At 72.1% G+C, this 3,500-nt stretch carries 4 protein-coding genes and 1 tRNA gene; 2 read left to right on the top strand and 3 right to left on the bottom strand.

Translation table 11 applies throughout. The annotated features are described in order from the left end of the window. Both GRC12_RS42830 and GRC12_RS42825 read left to right on the top strand, forming a co-directional pair. Positions 1 to 1,340 (top strand): N,N-dimethylformamidase beta subunit family domain-containing protein (locus GRC12_RS42830; protein WP_208785846.1); only part of this gene is annotated, 1,340 nt, incomplete at its 5' end. A gap of 158 nt (positions 1,341 to 1,498) precedes the next feature. Continuing rightward, positions 1,499 to 2,398 (top strand): phosphoribosylaminoimidazolesuccinocarboxamide synthase, encoded by a 900-nt coding sequence (locus GRC12_RS42825; RefSeq protein WP_208785845.1) that lies wholly within the window; start codon positions 1,499 to 1,501, stop codon positions 2,396 to 2,398. A gap of 90 nt (positions 2,399 to 2,488) precedes the next feature. On the opposite strand, the gene GRC12_RS42820 is transcribed toward GRC12_RS42825, so the two are convergent. The 3 genes from GRC12_RS42820 to GRC12_RS42810 form a co-directional block, all read right to left on the bottom strand. After that, positions 2,489 to 2,561, bottom strand: a tRNA-Gly gene (locus GRC12_RS42820). Between the two features lie 23 nt (positions 2,562 to 2,584). Further along, complete coding sequence (locus GRC12_RS42815) at positions 2,585 to 3,199, bottom strand: response regulator transcription factor (RefSeq protein ID WP_133049045.1); 615 nt, start codon at positions 3,197 to 3,199, stop codon at positions 2,585 to 2,587. Continuing rightward, positions 3,196 to 3,500 (bottom strand): ATP-binding protein (locus tag GRC12_RS42810; RefSeq protein ID WP_368861646.1); only part of this gene is annotated, 305 nt, incomplete at its 5' end. The genes GRC12_RS42810 and GRC12_RS42815, both read right to left, overlap by 4 nt.

Below are 3,500 nucleotides of genomic sequence, written 5' to 3'. Positions count from 1 at the left end.
CCCCCCGAACGCCTGCCGCCGGCACCCGCGTCCCCGCGCCCCGCTCCGGAGGCGGCCCCCGCTCGGCCGACGACGTCCGCCGGCAGATCAAGGGCTTCGTCTCCACCGGCGCGGTCTCCCCGGGCGACGCCGTCGACTTCCATGTCACGGTCGACCCGCCGCAGCAGTTCGCGGTGGACATCTACCGCATCGGCCACTACGGCGGCGACGGCGCCGCGAAGATCACCACCAGCCCCCGCCTCTCGGGCATCGTCCAGCCCCCGCCGCTGACCGCGGACCGCACGGTCTCCTGCCACCACTGGTGGCTGTCCTGGCGGCTGCAGATCCCGAGCTACTGGAGCATCGGGGCCTACGTCGCCGTCCTGACCACGGCCGACGGCTACCGCTCCCACATCCCCTTCACGGTCCGCGACAACCACCCCGCCGACCTGCTCCTGCTGCTGCCCGACGTGACCTGGCAGGCGTACAACCTCTACCCGGAGGACGGCCGCACCGGCGCCAGCCTCTACCACGCCTGGGACGAACAGGGCCGGCTGCTCGGCGAGTCGGACGCGGCGACGACGGTCTCCTTCGACCGCCCGTACGCCGGCGCCGGCCTGCCCCTGCACGTCGGCCACGCCTACGACTTCATCCGCTTCGCCGAGCGCTACGGCTACGACCTCGCCTACGCCGACGCCCGCGACCTGCACGCCGGCCGCGTGGACCCCACCCGCTACCGCGGGCTGGTCTTCCCCGGCCACGACGAGTACTGGTCCACCGGCATGCGCCGTACCGTCGAGCTGGCCCGCGAGAGCGGCACCTCCCTCGTCTTCCTGTCCGCCAACACCATGTACTGGCAGGTGGAGTTGGGCCCCTCCCCGTCCGGCGTCCCCGACCGCCTGCTGACCTGCCGAAAACGCAAGGGCCCGGGCAAGCCCGTGCTGTGGCGCGAAGTCGACCGCCCCGAACAGCAGTTGGTCGGCATCCAGTACGCGGGCCGGGTCCCCGAGCCGCACCCGCTGATCGTCCGCAACGCCGACCACTGGCTGTGGGACGCCACGGGTACGCACGAGGGCGAGGAGATCGAGGGCCTGGTCGCGGGCGAGGCCGACCGCTACTTCCCGCGCACCCCGCTGCCCGAGCACGAGGACCGCGTCCTGCTCGCGCACTCCCCCTACACCGACGCCGAGGGCGTCCTGCGCCATCAGGAGACGTCCCTCTACCGCGCCCCCTCCGGCGCCCTGGTCTTCGCGTCCGGGACGTTCGCCTGGTCCCCGTCCCTGGACCGTCCGGGCCACGTCGACGAACGCGTCCAGCGCGCCACCGCCAACCTCCTGGACCGCATCTGCAAACGTGACTGAGCTCACGTAAGCCCACGTCACCGCCCCTTCCGAAGCCACCCCAGTCCTGGGGCGATCCCCGGCATACGGGAGAATCGAGCCATTGGCCCGCCCGTCTCCCACCACCGCCCGATTCGAGCCCTGCGGGCGCCCCTTTCGTTCAACCACGGGGAGGAACCGTGTCCGGATTCGTAGAAAAGCCCGAGCCGCTCCAGGTTCCGGGCCTGGTGCACCTGCACACCGGCAAGGTGCGCGAGCTGTACCAGAACGAGGCGGGCGACCTCGTGATGGTCGCCAGCGACCGTATCTCCGCCTTCGACTGGGTGCTGCCGACCGACATCCCCGACAAGGGCCGGGTCCTCACCCAGCTGTCCCTGTGGTGGTTCGACCAGATCGCCGATCTGATCCCCAACCACGTCCTGAGCACCGAACTCCCCGCCGGCGCCCCCGCCGAATGGGCCGGCCGCACCCTGGTGTGCAAGCCGCTGCAGATGATCCCGGTGGAGGCCGTCGCCCGCGGCTATCTCACCGGCTCCGGCCTGCTGGAGTACGACGAGTCCCGCACCGTCTGCGGTCTCGCCCTCCCCGAGGGCCTGGTCGACGGCAGCGAACTCCCCGCCCCGATCTTCACCCCGGCCACCAAGGCCGCCGTCGGCGAGCACGACGAGAACGTCTCCTACGAGGAGGTCGCCCGCCAGGTCGGCGCCGACACCGCCGCCCGGCTGCGCCAGGCGACCCTCGCCGTCTACGCCCGCGGCCGGGACATCGCCCGAGAGCGCGGGATCATCCTCGCGGACACCAAGTTCGAGTTCGGCTTCGACGGGGACACCCTCGTCATCGCGGACGAGGTCCTCACCCCGGACTCCTCCCGCTTCTGGCCGGCCGAGGAGTGGGAGCCGGGGCACCCGCAGCCGTCGTACGACAAGCAGTTCGTGCGGGACTGGCTGACCTCGCCGGCCTCCGGCTGGGACCGCAGGAGCGAGCAGCCTCCGCCGCCGCTGCCCGAGGATGTCGTGGAGCGGACCCGCGCCAAGTACCTGGAGGCGTACGAACGTCTGACGGGCACCAGCTGGAGCTGACCGCACGAGACGGCCCCGGCAGGCGACCGGGGCCGTACCCCCGCGGGTGCACGACAAAGGCCCCGGTCGATGACCGGGGCCCTGATCCTGAGCGGACGACGAGGCTCGAACTCGCGACCTCAACCTTGGCAAGGTTGCGCTCTACCAACTGAGCTACGTCCGCACTGCGCCGTGGCGCGGAGCCAACTATACCCAACCCCGCTCCCGCGCGAGACGCACGGCCGAGTGCCGGTTCTCCGCCCCGAGCTTGGAGACGGCCGAGGACAGGTAGTTCCGCACGGTCCCCTGCGACAGGGCGGCCCGCTCGGCGATCTCCGCGACGGGCGCCCCGTCGGCCGCGAGTTCCAGCACCTCGGCCTCCCGCACGGTCAGCGGGGAGTCCCCGGCGGCGATGGCGTCGGCGGCCAACTCCGGGTCGACGTAACGGTTCCCGGCGTGCACGGTCCGGATGATCTCCGCGAGCCGCTGGGCGCTGACCGTCTTTGGCACGAACCCGCGCACCCCCGCCGCGAGCGCCCGCTTCAGATGCCCGGGCCGCCCGTGACTGGTGACGATCAGAACCTGGCAGCCGGGCAGCTCGGCCCGCAACGATGTGGCGACCTTCACACCGTCGGCGCCGGGCATCTGGAGATCGAGTACGGCCACGTCCGGTGCGTGCGCCCGGGCCATGGCCAGCGCCTCGGGACCGCTCGCGGCCTCGGCGACGACGACGAGGTCGTCCTCCAGGGAGAGCAGCGCGGCGAGCGCGCCCCGGATCAGATGCTCGTCGTCGGCGAGGAGCAGTCGTACGACGCCCGTCATGCGGTGACCTCGCTCGCACCCTCGTTCACACTCTCCCTCGCACTCAACGGCACGTCGGCCACCAGCCGGAACCGCCCGCCGTCGGCCGGCCCCGCTGCCAGCGTGCCGCCCACCGCGGCCAACCGCTCGTGCAGCCCGGCGAGTCCGGACCCCCGGCCGGGCGCGGGGGCGGACGCCCCGTCGTTCTGCACGGTCAGCACCACATGATCTCGTTCAACGTTCAGTGATATGTCACATAGCGCCGCGTCCCCGTGCCGCAGCACATTCGTCGTGGCCTCCCGCACCACCCACCCCAACACCC

This window comes from Streptomyces griseorubiginosus (assembly GCF_017614965.1).
In the GTDB taxonomy this organism is placed as follows: Bacteria; Actinomycetota; Actinomycetes; order Streptomycetales; family Streptomycetaceae; genus Streptomyces; species Streptomyces griseorubiginosus_B.
Note: the sequence above shows the minus strand (reverse complement) of the source record. Positions and strands in the feature narration are given on the sequence as shown.

Coding starts and splice junctions, on each gene's coding strand:
- GRC12_RS42815 (WP_133049045.1), bottom strand. CDS start 3,199: ATGACGGGCGTCGTACGACTGCTCCTCGCCGACGACGAGCATCTGATC.